We start from the raw sequence: 23,274 nt of genomic DNA, 5'->3' as shown, positions 1-23,274 counted from the left end.
GAAAAAAGGGAGCCTATTGGTTCCCTTTTTTATATACTGAGAGCAATTGTTTTATAGGAAGAATGTTGTGCTGTTAAAAAGTAGATTGTTAATTATTAGTATGGTGTTGTGTGCACAAGGTTGTGCGGCAATCAATGGCAATAAAAGTGAAAGTAACGGAATAGGTCAATTAGTTATTGCTGAACCTGTTGCTGTTAATTACAAAAGTGAAATTGCAATTTTACGCTTGAGTGACATTATACTTAGAGCAAAAATTACTGATGAACAACGTGCTCAGTTATTTTATGACCGTGGTGTTATCTACGATAGTGTAGGGCTTCGTTCTCTTGCTCGATTAGATTTTAATCGTGCACTTAAGCTAAAACCTAATTTAGTTGATGCGTATAATTTTATTGGTATTCAATTTACTCAGCTACAAGAATTTAACCAAGCTTATGATTCATTTGATTCTGCTTTAGATTTAAATCCTGAACATGAATACGCCTACTTAAATAGAGGTATTGCACTTTATTACGGCGGTAGACCTAATTTAGCACGTAGCGATTTTCAAGTATTTCATCATGGTCGTGCTGATGATCCATACCGTTTATTATGGTTATACTTAGCTGAATATCAAATAGACGCAGTGCAAGCCAAAGCCGATCTTGCCGCACGTTCTGCGGAAGTTGCAGATAACGTTTGGGCAAAAAATATTATTAACCTTTATTTAGGTGAGGAAACACAAGCTGAGTTTATTCAAAATTTAACACTTAATATAAGTACCAATAAAGAGTTAAGCGATAGGCTTTGCGAAGCTTATTTTTACCTAGGCAAGTATAATCAACTGTTGGGTAAAGAAGGTGCCGCAGCTAACTTTTTTAAATTAGCATTAAGTACGAACGTATTTGAATTTGTTGAGCATCGTTATGCTAAATTAGAATTAGATCTTATGCGCAGTGAAAAATTAGAGATTGATACTACGACTGAGCCTGAATAAATTTATTGGCTTTGTTAAATAAAGTGAAATTCTTTTCAATTACTCTAAAAGTATTAATAGTGAGCCTGATGGTAAGTATACCGTCAGGCTCATTTTTTTTTCCTCAATATATAAAAAGTAAAATAGCGTTAAACGATATTAGCGAAGCTGAAGTTTCTTATGCTATTAAAAAAGGAATACGAAACGCGGTTCAATATCGCTTTTTGATGGTAGAAGAACATTCGAATGAATGGTTTTATTTAGCTAAAATTTTAGCCGAAAAAGATAAAAGCATAGCGTTTGACTTAGCAACTATTTACCACCTTGAAGATGACACAACTCAAGCTATTTATTGGTATAAACAAGCGGCTTTTCTTAAACATGAAAAGGCCTTAGTAGAGTTGGCTGACCTTTATATTGCAGAAGACGAATTAATTGCAGCAAAAGCATTACTACTAACACAAAAGTATGATCACGATGCTTTAGAGAAATTAATTGATGTAGTCATTACTTTAGGAGATCTAAAATCTTTAGATGAACTACTTCCTTTAATAGAGTCACAACAGCAAAACACACTGATTAACGATATTCGACAATATCAAATATCTAAAAATTACGATATTCATTTAATCAATCAGCAAGCTAATAATCCAAATCAATGTCGTAATAGCATTCAATTATTTGCGACTAACTTAGCTAACTTACATAAGTTAGATGCGCTTATTAGCAATGTACAGCAACAGCCCATAAGTCGTTACTTTTGTTTTAATCGTCCTCGTTATATATCAATTGAGCAGCTTAATTGTAGCTACGATACAGAAAAGGCTATTCAATGCAATGAAACGGCATGGAGCCAATTACATCCAGAAGTGAATACACGTTACTTAGGGCTTATGCTCAATAAAGGTGGAGCGAATGTTAATAATGGTATTTTGTATTTAGATGAACTTGACGATAAAAATGTGTTCATTCATGAGCTTTCTCATTTATTAGGATTTGTTGATGAGTATCCATTATCTAGTCATCATAAAATTTGTCAAAAACCACAGACAAGTATTTTTTCACACAATATTTCTGTGCTGAAACCTTATTATGAAGGAAGCAGGAAAGAAGTTTTAACCATACTAGCAAAGCAGATCCCATGGTTTGATTTAATTGATAAAGCAACACCATTAATGGAACGAGTAGGTAATAAATGGAAAATAGGAACTCCAGTTAGTTACGCATTTAATGATTCGCAAAAAATCGGTTTATTTGAAGCTGAAACTTGTCAAAACAATAGTACACAAGCGTTTAAACCAACAAAAATAAAAACTAACTTACGTTATTATGAAGAGCCTTTTATTGAATTGTATTTACAGTTATTAAATAAAAATATTGATAAGTACTCTATGCCTAGTTACCACTATAATGTAGCTAAGTCTTTGTTTAAAAATAATAAAGAACAGTTAGGGTTGCAGTGGTTAAATAAAGCATTAAGACGAGAAATGCATACAGCAGGTAGTATTGAAAATAAAAATGAAGTAACGCGATACAATAAAATTAAATTAGGAGAGTATTAGTTGAACTAGGCTCTGTTGATCTTTCATGTTTTAATTTTGTTCGAATTAAATGCTTGTTGCTCATTGTTCCATAAATTCCTTACAACAATGAGCAATAAGCATTTAAACGGATCCGTAGGACAGTGTTTATTAGCCGTTTTAACTATGTTCTTTAATAAGTGTTGTGTTAAGAATAGCCTTTTTGGAATGCTGAAAAAGTTGTTTTTGAATGAGTTGTTTTTATTCTGTTTGAAACCGGCGTTTTTACTTTAGTGTTATCTACTTGAGGCTTTTCAACATGAGATTCAATACTTTCATTATTTTGAAAATATTGTGAGCTTTTGTCATACCAAGAATACAGTTTCATAACATTGCCTATTAGTCGCGATTGTTTTAAACATACTGTATATCCCCTTTACCAATCAATATGATGAAACCATGTTCATGAATGGTAAAGGGTATAAATCTGAGGCAATTATCAGTTATAATTATTTCAATATTATTATATAAATAAGTTATTTTATTTAATGCAGTCTTTTAACGTTGAAAAATTTCGTACGCAGTTCCCTTTATTAAAAAATAAGTTAAATAATTCAGAACTTATTTACTTTGATAATGCCGCAACTACACAAAAACCTCAGTGTGTTATTGATAAATACCAAGAGTATTATCAAGAATATAATGCGAATGTTCATCGTGCATCTCATCAACTTAGTTCAATATCAACATCTGCATTTGAAAATGCTAGAGGCTCTGTTCAGCAATTTATTAATGCTCGTTATATTGAAGAAATTATATGGACGAAGGGCACAACAGAAAGTATTAACTTATTAGCGAATAGCTTAGGAGATTTAGTCATTAATTCAGGTGACGAAATCATTCTTTCTCAAAGTGAACATCACGCAAATATAGTACCGTGGCAAATTATAGCTGAAAAAAAATCAGCTATAATAAAGGTTGTGCCTTTAACTAAAACCGGAATTATTGATACAAAAGCACTTAAATCACTCATTTCACCTAAAACCAAAGTAGTCAGTTTTGCTCATATTTCTAATGTAATAGGCAAAATAAATCCTATTAACGACATTATCGAGCTGTGTAAAAAGAATAATATCATTTCTATTGTTGATGGCGCACAAGCTATTGCTCACGAGATGGTTGATGTACAAGCGCTAGATTGTGATTTTTATGTATTTTCAGCTCATAAAATGTACGGTCCAACAGGTGTTGGTGTGCTGTATGGGAAACGAGCTCTTTTAGAGAAAATGCCTCCATATCAAGGTGGAGGAGAGATGATATCAAGCGTTAGCTTTTCTAAAACTACCTACAATACTCTTCCTTTTAAATTTGAAGCGGGTACACCTAATATCGCGGGAGTTATTGCGTTTGCTACAGCGATTAATTTCATATTAACACAAAGTATGAAGGCTATTATTGAATATGAAAATAGTTTACTCAATTACTGCTACGGAAAACTGCAGGCTATCGATTCAGTATCGTTTATAACGGATGAAGCCCCAAGTATTCCACTTTTTTCATTTACGGTAGCTCATCACCATAATCATGATGTAGCAAGCTTTTTAGATGCCAATAATATAGCGGTTAGATCGGGTCATCATTGTGCAATGCCTTTAATGGAGTACTTACAATATGAAGGCTGCATTCGTATAGCCCTTACTGCTTATAATACTTTTGAGGAAGTGGATCAGTTCATTAATACTATTAAAGAGTTGATCAATGCTTCAGAGCAAGAAAAAATAGCAGGCGTTGATAATAGTCATGTCATTTACGGTAATGCCATAAATAGCGTTATGGATAGCCAGACAATTATCGATAAGTTTTCAAGGCTAAAAGGGTGGGATAGCCGACATCGTGAAATCATGCTACTAGGTAAAGCACATTCCCGTTTACCGGAAGAACAATTAACGGATACACACCTAGTTCAAGGCTGTGAAAGCAAAGCTTGGTTAATTCATACCGTAGAGCAGGGGATATATCAATTTTACGCAGATAGCGATGCTAAAGTCATACGAGGTTTACTTACTATCATTTTAGCTGCTTACAATAACAAAACAGTAGAAAATATTTTAGCGTTTGATATAGATAGCTATTTTGATGAACTAGGGTTAATTCAGCATTTAAGTCCATCAAGAGCGAATGGACTTATTGCGATTGTTGATAAGATAAAAAGTACCGTCAGTAGCTAGCTTTGCTCTTTAGTTGACTTTTTACGGATTAACTTTTGAATGGCTCTACTTACTGCAAAAAAAGCGAAAGTTGCAGTAACATGAGTTGTAGATCCAAACCCGCCACTGCAATCTAATTTCATTGCCCCATTAGCTTCTGGCTTTTGGTGGCAAACATTTCCTTCATTATCTGGGTACACCAACTGCTCGGTAGAAAATACTGCATCAATTGAAAACTTGCGTTTCACATTTCTTGAAAAACTATGCTCTCGACGTAGTTGATTTCTTACTTTTGCTAATAACGGATCTTGGTAGGTTTGGCTTAAGTCACAAATTTGAATTTGAGTTGGATCTATCTGACCACCTGCGCCACCAATAGTAATAATAGGTAATTTATTACGTTTACAGTGAGCAATAAGTTTAGTTTTCACATTTACAGAGTCTATAGCGTCAATAACGTAGTCAAAAGTTGACAGGAGTAAATCAAATAAATTATCAGGCGTTACAAAATCTTCTACTAAATGTACTTTGCAATCAGGGTTGATTGCTTTAATTCTGTCGTTCATTACTTCGACTTTACTTAAACCAACCGTATGGGTTAAAGCATGTATTTGGCGGTTTACATTTGTTATGCAAATATCATCTAAATCAATCAGTGTTATTTCGCCTACGCCGTTACGTGCTAATGCTTCAGCAGCCCAAGAGCCTACGCCACCAATGCCAATAACACAAAAGTGTGAGTCTTGAAGGATTTGAGAGCCATTATTGCCATACAGGCGGTTAATTCCGCCAAACCTAAGTTGATAATCAGACATACATAGAGAACTAAAATAAAAAGAGAGTAATTATATCAGTCTGTAAACCATAAAGCAGTGATGTGAATTAAAAGCAGAGGAGAATTTATGTCTATTTTGCTTATATTTTTAAAAAAGTATTTTTTTAAGTGATTATCAATATTTATTTAATTTATGATAATTAATGGGCTATACAGAAAAAATATACCAGTTTTCATGTTTGACCTGTTTAACTGTTACGGTAGCTTGAGTCACCTTGTTTTAAATAATTTATAGATTAACAAAATTTATAAAAATAAAATCATTTTGTTAAGCGTTGATCTAACCTGTTTAAGGTGATTTTTATCCAGATGATATTTAGTTTGTGAATAGTAAATATCAAAGCTATAAATATAAAAAGAGCTAAAACTCTAATTTTTTTACTATGAAAAAAGCAAATATGAATAATTATCCTTAAATTTAAGACATAAAAAAGGCAGCTAATGCTGCCTTTTTAAATCGAAAAATGATTTATTTACCTTTTAATGGAACAAATTCTCTATCGATTTCGCCTGTATATAATTGACGAGGACGACCAATTTTTTGTCCCGGTTGAGATAACATTTCTTCCCAATGAGCAATCCAACCAACAGTACGAGACATTGCAAAAATTACAGTGAACATACTTGAAGGAATTCCTAATGCTTTCAATATAATACCTGAGTAAAAATCAACATTTGGGTAAAGCTTTTTCTCAATAAAGTACGGGTCTTCTAAAGCTACTTTTTCTAATGCCATAGCAACATCTAAAAGCGGATCTTGAATACCTAATTCTTGTAATACTTCATGACATGTTTCACGCATTACGGTAGCACGAGGATCAAAGTTTTTGTAAACACGATGTCCAAAGCCCATTAAGCGGAACGGATCTGATTTATCTTTAGCTTTAGCAACAAACTCATCTACGCGTGATACATCGCCGATTTTTTCAAGCATAGTTAAACAGGCTTCGTTTGCGCCACCATGTGCAGGACCCCATAAAGAAGCAACACCTGCTGCAATACATGCATAAGGGTTAGCCCCTGAAGAGCCCGCCAAACGTACTGTTGACGTAGAAGCGTTTTGCTCATGGTCAGCATGAAGTGTAAATATACGATCCATCGCTTTAGCAGCAACAGGGTTAACATTGTATTCTTCCGCAGGTACTGAAAACATCATGTGTAAGAAGTTTTCTGCATACGATAATTCGTTACGCGGATATACGAAAGGTTGGCCCATATTATATTTATATGCCATTGCCGCGATAGTTGGCATTTTAGCAATTAAACGGTGTGCACAACGCATGCGTTGCGCAGGATCTGTAATATCTAAATCATCGTGATAGAAAGATGAAAGGGCACCTACAACTCCACAAAGCATAGCCATTGGATGAGCATCAGGTAAGAAGCCATGGAAGAATTGTACTAATTTTTCGTGTACTAATGTGTGGTTAGTAATTACGTTTACGAAATCATCGTATTCGCTTTTAGAAGGTGCTACACCGTTTAGCAATATATAACAAACTTCAAGGTAATCAGCATCTTTAGCAAGATTAGCAATAGGATAACCACGGTGTTGTAATACGCCTTTACCGCCATCGATAAAAGTAATTGATGATTCACAAGAGGCGGTGGCTAAAAAGCCAGGATCGTAGGTAAAATAACCACTAGCGCCCAACGTTCGGATGTCTATTACGTCGTTTCCTGCACTACCTTTAAGGATCGGTAGTTCAGCAACTTCTTTGCCGTTAATACTTAGAGAGGCCTTTGATTCAGCCATATGTTCATCCCCTATTAAATTCGTTATCTGAAAAAACTAAGATTTAGTCAGTTTTGGTGAATATAAAACTGACCGTATTCTACTTCATAACACCCCTAGTAAGTCAATTCAATTGTGAATAGGTAAAATTGATGTTGGTCATATAATGCTCAAAAAATTAAATATGCTTAAAATTTAGTCACAAGCCTTTAAAATAGCAATAAAATGCTAAATTAAGAAAATTGTAATTCATTATTATCGTCTATATAATCAATCAGCTCTTAATTAATGTTCGGTAATTACAGGCTTTTTAGCTAAATTATAAAACATTAACTAAGATCGACGGGGGGTCATGTTATAACAATGATTAACGTGGCAAAGAAAACAAGTTGAAAGCTCTAAGAGCTCCTTAGGCAACAATCGTGAAAAAACAACGTCCTGTAAACCTAGATCTAACTACAATTAAAATGCATCCTGCTGCAAATGCTTCCATACTACACCGTATATCTGGTGTCATTATGGTTTTTGCTATTGGCATATTATTGTGGACACTTTCTCTATCATTATCTTCTGCTGAAGATTTTTCTCAACTTCAAGCTCTACTTGATGGTTTTATCTTCAAGTTTATCCTTTTAGGTATTCTATCTGCTTTGATTTATCACCTCCTAGGTGGTATTCGTCATTTGTTAATGGACTTAGGCCATTTTGAAGAATTAGCATCAGGTAATATGACTGCTAAATTAATTATGGTTTTATGGCTTGTATTAACTGTTGTAGTAGGAGTTTGGTTATGGTAAATAATGCAGCAACAGTAGGCCGTAGCGGCGTACACGATTTTATATTATTAAGAGCAAGCGCAATTATTCTTGCTTTATATACATTCTTTTTAGCTGGTTTCTTTCTTATTACCCCAGAAGTAACGTTTAACGTTTGGCATGATTTATTTTCATGTATGAGCGTGAAAATATTTACGTTATTAGCAATTATTGCATTAGTCGTTCACGCTTGGATTGGTGTATGGCAGGTTTTATCTGACTACGTTAAACCCGCTTTTCTTCGTGGATCATTACAATTTGTTTTTTCAATCACGTTGCTTGTTTATCTTGCTGCGGGATTCATCATAGTATGGGGTGTATAAATGAGCGTTCCAGTTCGTGAATTTGACGCCATAGTAATTGGCGCAGGCGGTGCGGGTATGCGCGCTGCATTAGCAATCACAGAGTCAGGTAAATCTTGTGCTCTTATCTCTAAAGTTTTTCCTACTCGTTCTCATACGGTTTCAGCGCAAGGTGGTATTACTGTTGCGTTAGGTAACGCGCATGAAGATCATTGGGAACAACACATGTACGATACGGTTAAAGGTTCTGATTATATTGGTGACCAAGACGCAATTGAATACATGTGTAAAACTGGTCCAGAATCAATTATCGAATTAGAGAAAATGGGTTTACCTTTTTCTCGTACGGAAGAAGGTAAAATTTACCAACGTCCATTCGGTGGTCAATCTAAAAACTTTGGTGGAGAACAAGCAGCTCGCACAGCAGCAGCAGCAGACCGTACTGGCCATGCTTTACTTCATTGTTTGTATCAACAAAATGTTAAAAACAAAACCAACGTATACTCAGAATGGTATGCACTAGATCTTGTTAAAAATGCTGATGGTGCAGTTGTAGGTGCAACGGCTATATGTATTGAAACAGGTGAAGTGGTTTACTTTAAAGCTCGTGCTACTGTTCTAGCAACAGGTGGTGCGGGTCGTATCTTTGCTTCAACAACTAATGCTCACATCAATACAGGTGACGGTGTTGGTATGTCGCTTCGTGCTGGCGTACAAATGCAAGATATGGAAATGTGGCAGTTCCATCCTACAGGTATAGCCGGTGCCGGTGTACTAGTTACTGAAGGTTGTCGTGGTGAAGGTGGTTACCTTCTGAATAAAGATGGTGAACGTTTCATGGAACGCTATGCACCTAACGCGAAAGATCTTGCAGGCCGTGATGTTGTTGCTCGTTCAATGATGACTGAAATTCGTGAAGGTCGTGGTTGTGACGGTCCTTGGGGTCCACATATTAAGTTAAAACTAGATCACTTAGGTCGTGAAACATTAAACCAACGTTTACCTGGTGTTTGTGATTTATCTAAAACATTCGCTCATGTTGACCCTGCTGAAGAACCAATTCCAGTTATACCTACATGTCATTACCAAATGGGTGGTGTACCATGTAACGTTAATGGTCAAGCATTAAACATTGCTGCTGATGGCACTGAAACCTTAGTTGAAGGTTTATTTGCTGTTGGTGAAATTGCTTGTGTATCAGTTCATGGAGCTAACCGTTTAGGCGGTAATTCATTACTTGATTTAGTTGTGTTTGGTCGTGCTGCGGGTAATTACTTAGGTAAGTACTTAGCTGAATCTGAAAAATTAAATGATGCTTCAGAATCTGATTTAGAAGCTTCTCTTGCTCGTACTAATCGTTGGGAATCATCTACAAGTGGTGAAGATCCAGTTCAAATTCGTAAAGACCTACAGCAATGTATGCAACTTAACTTCTCGGTATTCCGCGAAGGTGAAGCTATGGCTGAAGGTATGAAGGAATTAACTGAAATCCGTGAACGTTTACAAAATGCTCATTTAAGTGATAAATCTTCAGACTTTAATACACAACGTATTGAATGTTTAGAGCTTGATAACTTAATGGAAACAGCATTCTGTAGCGCTAAAGCAGCTAACTTCAGAACTGAATCTCGTGGTGCTCATGCTCGTCAAGATTTCACAGAACGTGATGATGAAAACTGGTTATGTCATTCAATTTACTCTCCTAACACAGAAGATATGACAAAACGTTCAGTTAATATGAGTCCAGTTCACCGTGAAGCTTTCCCACCTAAAGCTCGTGTTTACTAAGGAATATTTTGATGAAACAGATATTTTCAATTTACCGTTATAACCCTGATGTAGACAATGCACCATATATGAAGGACTACGAGTTAGAAATTCCTGATGGTTCAGATATGATGGTACTAGACGCTTTAATTTTACTTAAAGAGCAAGATCCAAGTTTATCATTCCGTCGCTCATGCCGTGAAGGTGTTTGTGGTAGTGATGGTTTAAATATGAATGGTAAAAATGGCCTAGCTTGTATCACGCCGTTATCAGATATACCAGCAAATAAAATAGTGCTAAGACCTTTACCTGGTTTACCTGTAGTACGTGATTTAATTATTGATATGACTCAATTTTATAATCAGTATGAAAAAGTTAAGCCATATTTAATCAATGATGGTAAAGAAGTTCCAGCAAGAGAACATCTACAATCTATCGAAGAGCGTGAACATTTAGATGGGCTATACGAATGTATTTTATGTGCGTGTTGTTCAACTTCTTGTCCGTCATTTTGGTGGAACCCTGATAAGTTCATCGGTCCAGCGGGTTTGTTACATGCTTATCGATTTTTAATTGATAGCCGTGATACAGCGACCGAAGAACGTTTAGATGGTTTACAAGATGCATACAGTGTATTTCGTTGTCACGGGATCATGAACTGTGTTGATGTATGTCCAAAAGGTTTAAACCCAACGAAAGCGATAGGGCATATAAAGTCTATGTTGCTTTCGCGAGCGGTTTAATTCATTTATAAATTTCATTTATTTATAAATGTAATTCATTTCCTAAATGGCAGGGTATTATTGTAATATTCTGCTATTGTAAATGAAAAGTTTACGATTGGTGTAACGGCTTAACATTTGTTATTTCGTTTAAAAGCACAAAGGGATAAATAAAATCAACTTTATTTTATTTATCCCATCGCGTTGATAAGCGTATTGAAAGTTAAAAAGTTACGATGTGTTTTATTGCTTTTATCCCAGTAAAGGAACAGGCAATGCCCGAAGGTGCAATGAAGGCTTGGATAGAGTCTTCCCATTTAAGTGGCGCTAACGCCGCTTATATTGAAGAATTATACGAATCTTATCTGGATAACTCACAATCTGTCTCTGCAGAATGGCGAGAAATTTTCCAACAACTTCCGAAAGTTGAAGGTTCAGATGTTGAATACAGACATTCTGAAATTCGCGACGAATTTAAAGCTTTAGCTAAACAGCCCAGTAAAACGGTAGTTGTTTCAAGTGGTGGTGACGCCAAACAAGTTAAAGTTTTACAACTGATCAATGCGTTCCGTTTTCGTGGCCATCAAAATGCAAACCTCGATCCATTAGGTTTATGGCAGCGTGATAAAGTGCGAGATTTACAATTATCTCACCATGACTTATCAGAAAACGACTTTGACAAAGATTACAATGTTGGATCATTTGCGATTGGTCAAGATTCAATGAAGCTAGGCGACTTATATAAAGCCCTTAAAACTACGTATTGTGGTTCTATTGGTGCTGAATATATGCATATCACTTCAACAGACGAAAAACGTTGGTTACAAAATCGTTTAGAGTCAGTTCAATCTAAACCTGTATTAACGGTTGCTGAAAAAGAAGAAATTCTTAAAGGTTTGATTGCTGCAGATGGCCTAGAAAAATACTTAGGAGCTAAATTTCCAGGTGCAAAACGCTTCTCGTTAGAGGGGGGAGATGCACTAGTTCCTATGCTTAAAGAACTTATTACTCGTGCAGGTACTGCAGGTGCTAAAGAAGTTGTTATAGGTATGGCGCACAGAGGGCGCTTAAACGTTCTTGTGAATGTTATGGGTAAAAATCCGTCTAAATTATTTGATGAGTTTGGCGGCAAGCATGATGAAATATTATCTTCTGGTGATGTTAAATATCATCAAGGTTATTCATCTGACTTTGTTACCCCATCAGGTAATGTTCATTTGGCATTAGCATTTAACCCATCTCATCTTGAAATTGTTAATCCTGTAGTTATTGGTTCTGTACGCGCTCGTTTAGATCGCCGTAACTGTAGCCAAGGTGATTTAGTATTACCTATTACTATTCATGGTGACTCTGCTATTGCTGGTCAAGGGGTTGTACAAGAAACCTTTAATATGTCGCAGGCGCGCGCATTTAAAGTGGGCGGTACAATACGTATTGTTGTTAATAACCAAGTAGGTTTTACAACGTCGAACCCACAAGATACACGTAGCGGTGAATACTGTACGGAAATTGCTAAAATGGTTTCAGCGCCAATTTTACATGTGAATGGTGATGATCCAGAAGCTGTAATTTTAGCAACGCAAATTGCATTAGATTACCGTAACGAATTTAAACGTGATGTAGTAATCGACTTAGTTTGTTACCGTCGTCACGGACACAACGAAGCTGATGAGCCTAGTGCAACTCAACCGTTGATGTATAAAAAAGTCAAAAAACATCCTACTCCGCGTCAATTATACGCAGACAAACTTGCCGCTGAAGCTACTGTTTCAAAAGCAAAGTCTGACGAAATGACAGCCTACTACCGTAAACTACTAGATGAAGGTCAGTGTACCGTAGAACAATGGCGTCCAATGACAGCACATTCTGTAGATTGGACTCCATATTTAGGTCATGAATGGGATGATGATTACGAAAAAGAGATTTCTCTTAGTAAGTTAAAAGAACTTGCGGTTAAAATTTCAACATTTCCAGCAGAACATAAAGTGCATGGTCGTGTTCAGAAAATTTATGATGACCGCGTTAAAATGGCTTCAGGTGAAAAATTACTTGATTGGGGTATGGCTGAAAACTTAGCGTATGCTTCTATTGTTGATTCTGGTCAGCGTGTTCGTTTGACTGGGCAAGATTCAGGACGGGGTACATTCTTTCATCGTCATGCCGTATTACACAATCAAGCAGATCAAAGTCAATATTTACCGTTACAAAACATACGTGAAGGACAAGGTCCTTTTGATGTTCATGACTCGGTATTATCTGAAGTATCAGTATTAGCTTTTGAATATGGTTATACAACGGCTGAACCTGCAGGCTTAACTATTTGGGAAGCACAATTTGGTGATTTTGCTAACTGTGCACAAGTAGTGTTTGACCAATTTATAAGTTCAGGTGAGCAAAAGTGGGGGCGCTTATGTGGTCTTACTATGTTGCTTCCTCATGGTTATGAAGGTCAAGGTCCAGAGCATTCATCTGCTCGATTAGAGCGCTTCTTACAATTGTGTGCTGATCATAATATGCAAGTTTGTGTACCATCTACACCTGCTCAAGTATTTAACATGCTTCGTCGTCAAGTTGTTCGTCCTATGCGTCGTCCACTTATTGTTATGTCACCAAAATCACTATTACGTCACCCATTAGCGGTTTCTTCATTAGAAGAGCTTTCTACAGGTGTATTTCATAACGTAATCGGTGAAGTTGATGAAATAGAACCGAAAGATGTTGAAAGAGTCGTATTTTGTAGTGGTAAAGTTTATTACGAATTATTAGAACTACGTCGTAAAAACGAACAAACTAATGTTGCTATTGTGCGTGTAGAGCAGCTTTATCCTTTCCCTGAGAAAGATCTTAAAGCTGAAATTGCAAAATATGAAAATGCTAAAGACTTTGTTTGGTGTCAAGAAGAGCCACAAAACCAAGGTGCTTGGTATTGTTCACAGCATCATTTTAGAGCAGTAATACCTCAAGGTACTAATTTGATATATGCCGGCCGTAAGGCTTCAGCAGCACCTGCTGTAGGTTATATGTCAGTTCATGTTAAAGAGCAACAAGCGCTAGTCCATGACGCGCTAAATGTTGAATAGACTAGTTTTTGTTAAGGAATAAAATAAATGACAACCGAAATTAAGGTTCCCGTTTTACCTGAATCAGTTGCAGATGCAACAGTAGCTACTTGGCATGTACAAGTAGGTGATAAAGTTACACGCGATCAAGTGTTAGTAGACATCGAAACAGATAAAGTTGTACTTGAAGTACAAGCCTTATCTGATGGTGTAATAACATCAATATCAGAAGCTGAAGGCTCAACTGTACTAGGCTCACAAGTTATTGGTATTTTGTCTGAAGGTGCAGCATCTGATAGTGCTCCAGCTCCAGCAGCAAGTGCATCTTCAGCTCCAGCAAGCGACACAGTTAACGTAATTGATATTGTTGTACCTGTATTGCCTGAGTCCGTAGCAGATGCAACAGTAGCTGGTTGGCATGTTGCTGAAGGTGATACCGTAACTATGGATCAAAACTTAGTTGATATCGAAACAGATAAAGTGGTATTAGAAGTTGTAGCTCAAGACAATGGCGTAATTGGTAAAATTATCCACGCTGAAGGCGACACAGTATTAGGAAACCAAAAAATTGGTGAACTTAATGCCGGCGCAAAAGCAATCGTAACTGAATCTAAAGAAGAAGCGATCAGCAATGATGAATTAGCAAGTCCATCAGTACGTCGTTTAATGACTGAAAAAGGTCTTACAGCAGCAGATGTAGTGGGTTCTGGTAAAGGCGGACGTATTTCTAAAGAAGACGTTGAAGCAGCAGCTAACAAACCAGCCGCCGCTCCAGTAGCTCCTAAAGCAGCAGCTCCGGTAGCACAAGACTTAGGTGAACGTACTCAAAAACGTGTACCTATGACTCGTCTACGTAAAACTATTGCAACTCGTTTACTTGAAGCTAAAAACTCAACGGCAATGTTAACTACGTTTAACGAAGTTAACATGAAGCCAATTATGGATTTACGTAAACAATATAAAGACTTATTTGAAAAAGCCCATGACACGCGTTTAGGCTTTATGTCTTTCTACGTAAAAGCAGTAAATGAAGCATTAAAACGTTACCCAGCAGTTAATGCATCAATTGACGGTGATGATATTGTTTATCACAACTATTTTGATATAAGTATTGCTGTATCTACTCCTCGTGGTTTAGTAACTCCTGTATTACGCGATGCCGATCAACTAAGCATGGCGGGTATCGAAAATGGTATTCGTGACTTAGCGATTAAAGGTCGTGACGGCAAGTTAACCATGGCTGAAATGCAAGGCGGTAACTTTACTATCACTAACGGTGGTGTATTTGGTTCTCTTATTTCAACGCCTATCTTAAATTTACCGCAAGCGGCAATTTTAGGTATGCACAAAATCCAAGATCGCCCAATGGCTGTTGACGGTAAAGTTGAAATATTACCAATGATGTACTTAGCACTATCGTACGATCATCGTTTAATTGACGGTAAAGAATCTGTTGGATTCTTAGTAACTATTAAAGAGTTGCTAGAAGATCCTGCAAGACTTCTTTTAGACGTTTAATAACAAAGTTTTGTATAAAAATGTACGTTTATAATAAACATTTATAACCAGTATTTATATCGATTATAATTCTTACGAATAGCTCTTTAGACTACCGTCTATAGAGCTTTTGTACTATAATCTGACCGGATTTTTACTGACAGCGGTGCATATTTTTTATGAGGGAAAATATGGAACGGTTGTCATCATTTACAGATAAATGGATAAAACACCATGAATTTGCATGAGTATCAAGCGAAACAATTATTCGCTGAATATGGTTTACCAGTTTCTGAAGGTTTCGCTTGCGATACCGCTCAAGAAGCTGCCGAAGCTGCTGATAAAATTGGCGGCGATATGTGGGTTGTTAAAACTCAAGTTCACGCTGGTGGACGTGGTAAAGCTGGCGGTGTAAAGCTAGTTAAATCTAAGCAAGAAATTAAAGACTTTGCTCAAAACTGGTTAGGTAAAAACTTAGTTACATACCAAACAGATGAGAAAGGCCAACCGGTAGCAAAAATTTTAGTAGAAAGCTGTACTGATATTGCTAACGAATTATACCTAGGTGCTGTTGTTGACCGTGCAAGTCGTAAAGTTGTATTCATGGCTTCTACTGAAGGTGGTGTTGACATTGAAAAGATTGCTGAAGAAACGCCTGAGTTAATTCACCAAGCTGAAATTGATCCACTTGTAGGTGCTCAACCGTACCAAGCACGTGAATTAGGTTTTAAATTAGGTTTAAATCCTACACAAATGAAGCAATTTGTTAAGATCTTTTTAGGTCTTGCTAAAATGTTTGAAGATTTTGATTTCGCATTATTAGAAATCAACCCGTTAGTAATTACTGACGAAGGTAACCTTCACTGTTTAGATGGTAAAATTGGTATTGATGGTAACGCTTTATACCGTCAACCTAAAATGCGTGACTTCCACGATCCATCTCAAGAAGATGAGCGTGAAGCACATGCAGCTAAATTCGAATTAAACTACGTAGCATTAGATGGTAACGTAGGTTGTATGGTTAACGGTGCCGGCCTAGCAATGGGTACAATGGATATCGTTAATTTACACGGTGGCAAGCCAGCTAACTTCCTAGATGTTGGTGGCGGGGCGACTAAAGAACGTGTTTCTGAAGCATTCAAAATCATCCTTTCTGACGATAACGTTAAAGCTGTTTTAGTTAACATCTTTGGTGGTATTGTTCGTTGTGACATGATCGCTGAAGGTATTATTGGTGCAGTTAAAGAAGTAGGCGTTAAAGTACCAGTAGTTGTACGTTTAGAAGGTACTAATGCTGAATTAGGTCGTGAAGTTCTTAAAAATTCTGGCTTAGATATCATTGCTGCTGAGTCATTAACTGATGCAGCGACTAAAGTTGTAGCAGCTGCGGAGGGCAAATAATGTCTGTCTTAATTAACAAAGATACTAAAGTAATCTGTCAAGGTTTCACTGGTGGTCAAGGTACATTCCATTCAGAACAAGCACTTGAATACGGTACACAAATGGTTGGTGGCGTAAGCCCAGGTAAAGGCGGTCAAACGCATTTAGGCCTTCCAGTATTTAACACAGTACGTGATGCAGTAGAAGCAACTGGCGCAACAGCTACAGTTATCTATGTTCCTGCTCCTTTCTGTAAAGATGCAATTTTAGAAGCTATTGATGCTGGCATCGAGCTTATTGTTACTATCACTGAAGGTATTCCAACTTTAGATATGGTTGACGTTAAAGCTAAGCTTGATCAATCTGGCGTTCGCATGATTGGACCTAACTGTCCAGGTGTTATCACTCCAGGCGAAACTAAAATTGGTATTATGCCTGGTCATATCCACAAGCCAGGTAAAGTAGGTATTGTATCTCGTTCAGGTACATTAACTTATGAAGCGGTTAAGCAAACAACTGATGCTGGTTTCGGCCAATCTACTTGTGTAGGTATCGGTGGTGATCCAATTCCAGGTACTAACTTCATCGACGTTTTAGAAATGTTCCAAAACGATCCGCAAACTGAAGCAATCGTAATGATTGGTGAAATTGGTGGAACAGCTGAAGAAGAAGCTGCAGAATACATCAAAGCTAACGTTACTAAACCTGTTGTATCTTACATTGCTGGTGTTACTGCACCAGAAGGTAAGCGTATGGGTCACGCTGGCGCGATTATCGCTGGTGGTAAAGGTACAGCTGATGAGAAATTTGCAGCATTAGAAGCGGCAGGTGTTAAAACTGTTCGTTCTTTAGCTGATATCGGCAGTGCACTTAAAGAGAAAACAGGTTGGTAAGCTAACGCTGCTAATTTGTATTTGTGTTGTACTTTGGTATTCATGCCATAACGACACAATATAGCCTGTATGTAAAAACCCGCTTTATCTAATAGATAAAACGGGTTTTTTTACAGTTATATACTCTCAATAAACTAGACTCGAACTAAACCTCGTTTTCAGGTTTATCTGTTTGCTTAGCCACTTTTTGTAGCTCTATACTTTCTTCAATGATTTCTTCTTTCATTTTTTCTAGCATTTCCATTGTCTTTTCTTTTTCTTCTGGGCTCATATCTTCGTTGTTTGCTATTTCTTCTATCATAGCGTTTATTTCTTCAAGCTTTTTGCGATCAACGCCTGTACGTTGATCTAATATTTTTTGCATAACTTCAGAAAAGTTCGTGCTTTTTTCTTGCTCTTCAGCATCTCCTGACTCAGTTTTACTCTGTGCTAATAACGAGCTTGCTGTTTCAGGTTTTATATAGGTAGGAGCGGCTTCTTCAGTATTAGTATTATCGCCATTCATTAATGCTAAAGCTTGTTTTGATAAGGTCACCGTGTCTTGTTGGCCTTTTATCGCTTCTACTGGCTGTACACTTTTACCAAAATCAACATTACTCGCGCCATTTGCACGAGCCTTTTCTACTATGCTGGCATAATCTATATTGGTAATCATCATAATAAGTGTCCTTAAATTTTTTAATTCTTTATTTACATGATGATTATTTAGCAGAGTATGTGCCAATGTTTGTATCTGTGATAAGCCTTTTAAATTAGATGCTTGGAGATAGTTTTGTAGTTGGTGTTAGGGCAAGTTTAGGTACAAATTGTTTGCTTAAGGGGGGATGGGCAGGTTGATGCGGCAAAGATTTGCCTTATAGCTAATCATATTTAAATAGCGACAATTATGAATGTCGCTAGTAATCTAGAGAAGCCTTGAAATTGTTCGTTCTTTTGCAGATATCGGTAAAACACTTAAAGAGAAAACAGCTTGGTAATTAGCTTTTGATTGCAAACAGTCGTTCTTAATAAAAACTTGTCTATCTAATAGATAAGGCGGTTTTTGTTATTTTATACATTAATAATGAGTTATATTAGATTATTATTGAATAATTTTTACGAGTTAATATGCAGTCTACAACACAAAAGCAAAAGGATATTGAAATTAGTCAACTCGAGGAGCATAGCTACATTGAGTTCAGTAATAGTATAAAAAATTTAACTTTAGAGTTAAATTTATTGAAAAATAATGATATTTCAAATCAAAAGTTACTAAAACAGTATATTGCTCAAAAAACAGATAATTTGCTACTTCCCACCGAATACACAATACCGTTACATTTATATCTTACTATTTTTGCTGCTGTTTTGAGTACAGCGGTAATAACCTGGATTGCTAATTGTTTTCAATCGAGAAGACACGCAAAACTTATTATAAATGAAACAAAAAAGGTCAAATACCTTGCAGCAAAAGAAGCACAACGGCAAAAAACTGATATAGAACATGAAAAACAATTAAAAAATCACGAAGTTTTACGTGACGTAAAAAAAACTGTTTATATAAGTATTTGTAAGCTAATGAATCTCTACTTTGAACAATATCAAATAGTTAAAATTTGCGAGATTGAAAATAAAGATAAGTTAAAAGAAATGAATGAAAGTATTAAAAATAAAATGGCCAATATGCAGCCAGAAATAGAATTTTATATTAAAAATTATTTTTCCGATGAAATATTTAATATATTTATTGAATTGAAAAGTAACATTTATGTTTTTTTTTAAGGTATGTAATTCAATAACTATGGCTGATACTAACGAGTCCCTTGATGGATTAATTAATCAGTTAGATCCTCTTAAAAATAAAGTAATATCAAACTCTAGATATCTTTTAAATAATATAATTAAAACTGATGAAATATTTAAGCATTAGTTTTGGCTTAAATCTGAATATTTTATTGTCGCAGTGTGACGGCGCCCAAAAAAGGAAGGGACGACGCGTTAAAATACATTCCCCCTCTGGACTCCATGGCGCTGCTGAAAAATGTATTTCTTCCTGAGAATGAATATATCTAGTTAATGTACAGAACGCACTGCGTTCTTTGCCATCCATGGCATCGCATGTTACCGTTCATCCTGAATATAATCCATGTCACTTAACTTTACTGGCGTACTGCCAGTAATAGCTGATATTTATTTCTCACTCAGACATTTTTAAAGCACTTATAGCCAGTTGTATATTTCTCATCTTAGTTTTCTCTTTTATTCAATTTCTATTATTTAAGCTTACCGCCAGAGCTAATTTACTCATTTCTTTGTGTGACTTTTATTTATCAGATGACCTAAAACTTTAATGTTTTCTGATTAGTTCAGCGTGCACCTATTCCTATCTCAGCGTTGAAATTATAATTTTTAATAGCTGTTATTCGATTACAGCCATAGATGGCTGTAACTGACGTCGCGCAGTGACGAGCATTCGACAGGAATCGATAACTGCAAAATTATCATTTCAGTTGTCGCTGAGTTAGGGCTCCGTGGGGTTCCAAGGGGAGGCCGGAGGCAGACTCCCTTTGGGTGTCGTCGCCACCGCGACAATAGGCTATTAGGTAAAGTAACCTTGGGTTTAGAGTGTTTATTAAATGATTGAGCGCGTATCTACTATAATTAGTTAGGATTTAGTCAAACATATTTGAATAGATGTTTGACTAAATGAAAGATCAAAACCCTTTAAAGAATATTCTTTTCAAATTATATTTATTTAGCATTTTTTGCATCAACTCAACATCCGAAATACGATCATCTAATGCTTCAATTTGTAGTTCATGTTTCACTAATTTATTGTCTTGTGATTTATCTAAGCCACCACTGGCTACAAAGTTTCTAATAAATTCTAACTCACCTTTGTCTAACCAGATACCGCAGTTAATACACGAGTCTATAAGCACGCCAGATATAGATTTGAAATTACGACGAGACATTATTTTTTTACAGTTAGCACAAGGTAGGTAGTTTTCTGATGCGGGCAAACCGGGGCGCTGGTATAACGGGTTGCTGTTGTCGTCTCTATAAACATCAAACTCAGAGGTGAGTACTGAGAATTCATCTGGCTGTAGCCATATTCCTTCGCAGGTATTACATTTATCGAGCTCGTGGTCTCGGTAAATGTATTCATCTAACTTTGTGGTACAGCGAGGGCATGTTTTTAGTGCCGATTTTTGAATCGCTTTCATACTCCCATTACACATAGGGCAATGACGGATTGTTGCTTTAACAATATGTTTGCAAGACGAGCATTGAGATTCAGCCATAAATGTCCTTATTTACCTTTATGATTTTTTAATTGTGTTATGTCATAACATATTTATATTTTTAAACAGTGGTCAAAAATATATTTACTATTGGAAAATAACAAATTGATTGCCTGTATATAACGTTTTATTTCTTAAATATAAATACATAATCTGCAATGCAATTGTCAGATTATTTTACACTTATTATAAAGATTTATATGTATATTCTTTTAATTATTGATTTTTATAAGGTTATTTTTATGGTTTAGTTTTTGCTTTTAAACTTATTGTTACAATAATTTAACGGTAATGTAACGAAAAAAATCAAACACTTTAAAAAAACTCAACACGTAAAATAGGATGGATTCATTATGAACATAGGCTCCCAATTAAAAAAAATAATATGTAGCTCTTTAATGGCATTCGCATTTGTCTTACCAAATGCTAATGCAACTATAATTGATGTAGAGTTATCATTAACTATTGATGTCTCTGGTAGTGTAAGCACTTCAGAATATAATTTACAAATGGATGGTTACGCAGCTGCATTCCGTAATGCGACAGTACAAAATAATATTGCTAATAGCGTAAATGGTATTGCAGTAAATGCTGTGTTTTTCTCTTCAAATTTCTTTAGTACATCTTTAGATACTTTTGTAGTATTAAACACTATAGCTGACGCTAACGCATTTGCGGATGTTCTAGATGCTTTTGTAAGACCTGGTGGTGGCGGTACTTCTATCTACACTGGTGTAAATAGAGCGGTAGACTTAATGATTAATAACGGATTTACAGCAACACGTTCTTTAATTGATGTATCAGGTGACGGAACTAGTTCTGCATCTTTAGATCAAGCTGCTAGAGATAATGCGGTAAGTAACGGTATAACTATTAATGGTTTAGCTATTGGTAGTTCAAGTATATCAAATTACTATACTAATAATGTAATTGGTGGCCCTGGTGCTTTTGTTAATGTTGCAAATACCTTTGGTGATTTTGAAACTGCTGTTATTAATAAACTGCAACGTGAAACAAGTACTTCTGTGTCTGAACCTGCAACTCTAGGTATTATGGCTTTATCATTTTTAGTATTGGCTAGACTTCGTAAAAAAGCGTAGTTGATATAGCATATTATATGTTTAAGAATACTTGCATCAAAAGCAAGTATTCTTAGTTCATTGATCCACTGTAGTTCACATTCAACCTATCTAGTTTTATTCAAAGTACAATGTTATGAAATGTAGCTAATAACTAGCCATCAGCGTTAATTGTTTTAATTAAGTCTGCAAGGCATGCTTCGTTTTCAGCATGTGGAACCTGACATGTACCTGCGGCATTGTGTCCACCACCATTGTATTTAAGCATTAGCTCGCCAACATTGGTTTTTGAACTGCGATCAAAAATAGATTTACCGGTAGCAAATACCGTATTTTGTTTTTTAAGACCCCACATAACATGGATTGAAATATTACATTGCGGAAATAGAGCGTAAATAACAAAACGGTTACCTGAATAAATAACTTCTTCTTCTCTTAAATCTAAAACAACTAAGTTACCGTGCACTGTGGCACAACGCTTAATTTGTTCTTTAAATTTCTCTTCGTGCTCAAAGTATAAGTCTGTGCGTTCTTTAACATCAGGCAGTGCGAGTAATTCGTCAATATTGTGGTCTTTACCAAAGTCGATTAAGTTCATCATAAGTTCGTAGTTTGAAATACGAAAGTCTCTGAAACGACCTAAGCCTGTGCGCGAGTCCATGATGAAGTTAAGTAACTCCCAACGTTTAGCATGTAATACTTCTTCCATGTTAAATTGTGCAGAATCACCTTTATCAACGGCTTCCATCATATCTGTCCAGCTTGTAGGGAAAGCTTCTAAGCCACCGTAGTAATCGTAAACTACACGTGCGGCTGAAGGAGCATCTGGATCGATTATATGATTGTCTTTTTTACCGTTACGAATGGTTTCACTGTGGTGATGATCAAAAGCAATATGTACACCGTCAACATAAGGTAAATTGGTTGAAATATCGTTTGCTCCAACTTCAATTTTACCGTCTTGCATATCTTTGGGATGAACAAAGAGAATATCGTCAACCAAGTTAATATGTTTGAGTAGTATGGCACAAACTAATCCATCGAAATCACTACGGGTTACTAAACGGTATTTTTTATTATCCGACATTAATTATCTCCATTAGATATTTTGTTGTTTGTTATTTAATACGACACATTCTTTATTTAAGCATAATAAAAGTAAATTAATTAGGGGAAATCTCATTTAAGTTTAAATAAATGACTTTTTGTTTAAAGTTTGTTTAA

19 protein-coding genes are annotated in these 23,274 nt (G+C 36.0%); 13 read left to right on the top strand and 6 right to left on the bottom strand.

Features of this window, described 5'->3' with window-relative positions; genetic code table 11:
* Positions 1 to 67 precede the first annotated feature (67 nt).
* Both nlpI and AC0L5Q_RS05155 read left to right on the top strand, forming a co-directional pair.
* Complete coding sequence (gene nlpI / locus AC0L5Q_RS05160; RefSeq protein ID WP_473615111.1) at positions 68 to 976, top strand: lipoprotein NlpI; 909 nt, start codon at positions 68 to 70, stop codon at positions 974 to 976.
* 59 nt (positions 977 to 1,035) lie between these two features.
* A complete protein-coding gene (locus AC0L5Q_RS05155; RefSeq protein WP_473615107.1) occupies positions 1,036 to 2,517 on the top strand; it encodes a hypothetical protein in 1,482 nt (493 codons plus the stop codon).
* A gap of 166 nt (positions 2,518 to 2,683) precedes the next feature.
* Here AC0L5Q_RS05155 and AC0L5Q_RS05150 read toward each other — a convergent pair whose 3' ends face one another.
* Positions 2,684 to 2,863 carry a hypothetical protein gene (locus tag AC0L5Q_RS05150; protein ID WP_473615104.1) on the bottom strand — a complete coding sequence of 60 codons (180 nt, stop codon included), beginning with the start codon at positions 2,861 to 2,863 and terminating at the stop codon, positions 2,684 to 2,686.
* A 160-nt stretch (positions 2,864 to 3,023) separates the two neighbouring features.
* Here AC0L5Q_RS05150 and AC0L5Q_RS05145 point away from each other — a divergent pair, with 160 nt between their 5' ends.
* Positions 3,024 to 4,703, top strand: coding sequence for a SufS family cysteine desulfurase (locus tag AC0L5Q_RS05145; protein ID WP_473615101.1), 1,680 nt, complete (start codon positions 3,024 to 3,026; stop codon positions 4,701 to 4,703).
* On the opposite strand, the gene tcdA is transcribed toward AC0L5Q_RS05145, so the two are convergent.
* Together tcdA and AC0L5Q_RS05135 are read right to left on the bottom strand one after the other, a co-directional pair.
* Entirely contained in the window at positions 4,700 to 5,497 is a 798-nt protein-coding gene (tcdA, locus tag AC0L5Q_RS05140) for a tRNA cyclic N6-threonylcarbamoyladenosine(37) synthase TcdA (protein ID WP_473615097.1), read from the bottom strand. The two genes, AC0L5Q_RS05145 and tcdA, sit on opposite strands and share 4 nt — an antisense overlap.
* 489 nt (positions 5,498 to 5,986) lie before the next feature.
* Entirely contained in the window at positions 5,987 to 7,273 is a 1,287-nt protein-coding gene (locus AC0L5Q_RS05135; protein WP_473615094.1) for a citrate synthase, read from the bottom strand.
* A gap of 401 nt (positions 7,274 to 7,674) precedes the next feature.
* Between AC0L5Q_RS05135 and sdhC the strand changes: the two genes are divergently transcribed.
* From sdhC to sucD, 8 genes are all read left to right on the top strand, one after another.
* Positions 7,675 to 8,049 (top strand): succinate dehydrogenase, cytochrome b556 subunit, encoded by a 375-nt coding sequence (gene sdhC, locus AC0L5Q_RS05130; RefSeq protein WP_076419160.1) that lies wholly within the window; start codon positions 7,675 to 7,677, stop codon positions 8,047 to 8,049.
* The gene (gene sdhD, locus AC0L5Q_RS05125; RefSeq protein ID WP_473615088.1) at positions 8,043 to 8,390 is read left to right on the top strand and encodes a succinate dehydrogenase, hydrophobic membrane anchor protein; all 348 of its coding nucleotides are present in this window, start codon (positions 8,043 to 8,045) and stop codon (positions 8,388 to 8,390) included. Before sdhC ends, sdhD begins: the two co-directional genes overlap by 7 nt.
* Positions 8,391 to 10,157 carry a succinate dehydrogenase flavoprotein subunit gene (sdhA, locus tag AC0L5Q_RS05120; RefSeq protein ID WP_473615085.1) on the top strand — a complete coding sequence of 589 codons (1,767 nt, stop codon included), beginning with the start codon at positions 8,391 to 8,393 and terminating at the stop codon, positions 10,155 to 10,157.
* Between the two features lie 11 nt (positions 10,158 to 10,168).
* A complete protein-coding gene (locus AC0L5Q_RS05115) occupies positions 10,169 to 10,879 on the top strand; it encodes a succinate dehydrogenase iron-sulfur subunit (RefSeq protein ID WP_473615081.1) in 711 nt (236 codons plus the stop codon).
* A gap of 254 nt (positions 10,880 to 11,133) precedes the next feature.
* Positions 11,134 to 13,938, top strand: coding sequence for a 2-oxoglutarate dehydrogenase E1 component (gene sucA / locus AC0L5Q_RS05110; RefSeq protein ID WP_473615078.1), 2,805 nt, complete (start codon positions 11,134 to 11,136; stop codon positions 13,936 to 13,938).
* A gap of 27 nt (positions 13,939 to 13,965) precedes the next feature.
* Positions 13,966 to 15,435, top strand: coding sequence for a 2-oxoglutarate dehydrogenase complex dihydrolipoyllysine-residue succinyltransferase (gene odhB, locus AC0L5Q_RS05105; RefSeq protein ID WP_473615075.1), 1,470 nt, complete (start codon positions 13,966 to 13,968; stop codon positions 15,433 to 15,435).
* A gap of 213 nt (positions 15,436 to 15,648) precedes the next feature.
* Positions 15,649 to 16,815: an ADP-forming succinate--CoA ligase subunit beta gene (gene sucC / locus AC0L5Q_RS05100; protein ID WP_473615072.1), complete on the top strand. Its 1,167-nt coding sequence runs from the start codon at positions 15,649 to 15,651 to the stop codon at positions 16,813 to 16,815.
* Positions 16,815 to 17,687 (top strand): succinate--CoA ligase subunit alpha, encoded by an 873-nt coding sequence (sucD, locus tag AC0L5Q_RS05095; protein WP_473615069.1) that lies wholly within the window; start codon positions 16,815 to 16,817, stop codon positions 17,685 to 17,687. Before sucC ends, sucD begins: the two co-directional genes overlap by 1 nt.
* A 145-nt stretch (positions 17,688 to 17,832) precedes the next feature.
* Here the strand turns inward: sucD and AC0L5Q_RS05090 are convergent, their stop codons facing one another.
* Positions 17,833 to 18,345: a hypothetical protein gene (locus AC0L5Q_RS05090; protein ID WP_473615066.1), complete on the bottom strand. Its 513-nt coding sequence runs from the start codon at positions 18,343 to 18,345 to the stop codon at positions 17,833 to 17,835.
* 449 nt (positions 18,346 to 18,794) lie between these two features.
* Here AC0L5Q_RS05090 and AC0L5Q_RS05085 point away from each other — a divergent pair, with 449 nt between their 5' ends.
* Positions 18,795 to 19,448: a hypothetical protein gene (locus tag AC0L5Q_RS05085; RefSeq protein ID WP_473615063.1), complete on the top strand. Its 654-nt coding sequence runs from the start codon at positions 18,795 to 18,797 to the stop codon at positions 19,446 to 19,448.
* 932 nt (positions 19,449 to 20,380) lie between these two features.
* Here AC0L5Q_RS05085 and AC0L5Q_RS05080 read toward each other — a convergent pair.
* Entirely contained in the window at positions 20,381 to 20,971 is a 591-nt protein-coding gene (locus AC0L5Q_RS05080) for a zf-TFIIB domain-containing protein (RefSeq protein ID WP_473615059.1), read from the bottom strand.
* A gap of 353 nt (positions 20,972 to 21,324) precedes the next feature.
* Between AC0L5Q_RS05080 and AC0L5Q_RS05075 the strand changes: the two genes are divergently transcribed.
* Positions 21,325 to 22,071, top strand: a complete 747-nt coding sequence (locus AC0L5Q_RS05075) for a DUF1194 domain-containing protein (protein WP_473615056.1) — start codon at positions 21,325 to 21,327, stop codon at positions 22,069 to 22,071.
* Positions 22,072 to 22,204: 133 nt separating this feature from the next.
* Here the strand turns inward: AC0L5Q_RS05075 and AC0L5Q_RS05070 are convergent, their stop codons facing one another.
* Entirely contained in the window at positions 22,205 to 23,137 is a 933-nt protein-coding gene (locus AC0L5Q_RS05070) for an exopolyphosphatase (RefSeq protein WP_473615052.1), read from the bottom strand.
* Positions 23,138 to 23,274: the final 137 nt, after the last annotated feature.

The organism is Pseudocolwellia sp. G5-9 (genome assembly GCF_055808995.1).
Note: the sequence above shows the minus strand (reverse complement) of the source record. Positions and strands in the feature narration are given on the sequence as shown.

Coding starts and splice junctions, on each gene's coding strand:
- AC0L5Q_RS05150 (WP_473615104.1), bottom strand. CDS start 2,863: ATGAAACTGTATTCTTGGTATGACAAAAGCTCACAATATTTTCAAAAT.
- AC0L5Q_RS05145 (WP_473615101.1), top strand. CDS start 3,024: ATGCAGTCTTTTAACGTTGAAAAATTTCGTACGCAGTTCCCTTTATTA.
- tcdA (WP_473615097.1), bottom strand. CDS start 5,497: ATGTCTGATTATCAACTTAGGTTTGGCGGAATTAACCGCCTGTATGGC.
- AC0L5Q_RS05135 (WP_473615094.1), bottom strand. CDS start 7,273: ATGGCTGAATCAAAGGCCTCTCTAAGTATTAACGGCAAAGAAGTTGCT.
- sdhD (WP_473615088.1), top strand. CDS start 8,043: ATGGTAAATAATGCAGCAACAGTAGGCCGTAGCGGCGTACACGATTTT.
- sdhA (WP_473615085.1), top strand. CDS start 8,391: ATGAGCGTTCCAGTTCGTGAATTTGACGCCATAGTAATTGGCGCAGGC.
- AC0L5Q_RS05115 (WP_473615081.1), top strand. CDS start 10,169: ATGAAACAGATATTTTCAATTTACCGTTATAACCCTGATGTAGACAAT.
- sucA (WP_473615078.1), top strand. CDS start 11,134: ATGCCCGAAGGTGCAATGAAGGCTTGGATAGAGTCTTCCCATTTAAGT.
- odhB (WP_473615075.1), top strand. CDS start 13,966: ATGACAACCGAAATTAAGGTTCCCGTTTTACCTGAATCAGTTGCAGAT.
- sucC (WP_473615072.1), top strand. CDS start 15,649: ATGAATTTGCATGAGTATCAAGCGAAACAATTATTCGCTGAATATGGT.
- sucD (WP_473615069.1), top strand. CDS start 16,815: ATGTCTGTCTTAATTAACAAAGATACTAAAGTAATCTGTCAAGGTTTC.
- AC0L5Q_RS05090 (WP_473615066.1), bottom strand. CDS start 18,345: ATGATGATTACCAATATAGATTATGCCAGCATAGTAGAAAAGGCTCGT.
- AC0L5Q_RS05085 (WP_473615063.1), top strand. CDS start 18,795: ATGCAGTCTACAACACAAAAGCAAAAGGATATTGAAATTAGTCAACTC.
- AC0L5Q_RS05080 (WP_473615059.1), bottom strand. CDS start 20,971: ATGGCTGAATCTCAATGCTCGTCTTGCAAACATATTGTTAAAGCAACA.
- AC0L5Q_RS05075 (WP_473615056.1), top strand. CDS start 21,325: ATGAACATAGGCTCCCAATTAAAAAAAATAATATGTAGCTCTTTAATG.
- AC0L5Q_RS05070 (WP_473615052.1), bottom strand. CDS start 23,137: ATGTCGGATAATAAAAAATACCGTTTAGTAACCCGTAGTGATTTCGAT.